This window comes from Frankia gtarii (assembly GCF_025403375.1).
GTDB classification, from domain to species: Bacteria; Actinomycetota; Actinomycetes; order Frankiales; family Frankiaceae; genus Frankia; species Frankia gtarii.
In genome coordinates this window covers 1-997 of sequence record NZ_JAMPTM010000566.1, presented here as the reverse complement: position 1 = coordinate 997, position 997 = coordinate 1, and the positions used below count along the sequence as shown (strand labels likewise).

The 997-nt window shown below is 78.0% G+C and carries 1 protein-coding gene; it reads left to right on the top strand.

Translation table 11 applies throughout. The features are described from left to right. Nucleotides 1-2 precede the first annotated feature (2 nt). A partial coding sequence (locus NBZ83_RS32320) for a cobalamin biosynthesis protein (protein ID WP_261576535.1) occupies nt 3-997 on the top strand: 995 nt, incomplete at its 3' end.

Genomic DNA, 997 nt, shown 5'->3' with positions numbered 1-997 from the left:
GGCTGATCCTCGGCGCCGCCGTCGACGCTGTGTTCGCCGATCCGGCGCGGCTGCACCCCGTCGCCGGGTTCGGCCGGGCCGCCGGCCGGTTGGAGCGGCTGCTCTACCGGGACGGCCGCGCCGCCGGCGCGTTGCACACCACCCTGCTGCTGGCCGCCGTCACCGTTCCCGCCGCCGCCGCCGAACACGCATGGGGACGTCCCCGGGCGGTGCGGGCGCGGCCCGCCCCGGACCGGCCTGGCGGCTGGGATCGCGACGGCGCGGCGGTCGCGATGACCGCGGTGGCGACCTGGGTGGTGCTCGGTGGGGCGTCGCTGCGCCGCCACGGTCGGCGGCTCGGCGCCGAACTGCTCGCCGGCGACCTGACCGCCGCCCGGGCGCGGCTGCCGACGCTGTGCGGACGGGACCCGTCGCTGCTCGACGAGGCGGGGATCGCCCGCGGCGCGATCGAGTCGATCGCCGAGAACACCTGCGACGCCGTGGCCGCGCCGCTGTGGTGGGGGACGGTCGCGGGGCTGCCGGGGCTGGCCGGCTACCGGGTGGTGAACACCCTCGACGCGATGATCGGGCATCACAGCGACCGCTATGAACGGTTCGGGTGGGCGGCGGCCCGCCTCGACGATCTGGTGAACCTCCTGCCGGCCCGACTGTGCGCGCTCGCGACCTGCCTGTGCGCGCCGGTCGTCGGGGGCAACGTCGCCGACGCGTTCTGGGTGATGCGCCGCGATGGTCGGTCCCATCCGAGTCCGAACGCGGGGATGGTCGAGGCCGCGTTCGCCGGGGCGCTGGGCCTGCGCCTCGGCGGGGAACTGCGCTACCCGTACCGGGTCGAGTACCGGCCCGAGCTGGGTTTCGGTCGACCACCGCGGGGCGCCGACGTCGTCGCCGCCGCCCGGCTGTCCGGCGCGGCCGGCGCGGTCTGCCTCGCGGTGTCGGCGCTGGTCGGCGGGGTGGGATGGGCCGCGGCGGCCCGCGGCCTGCGCCGGGTGGGTCGGGC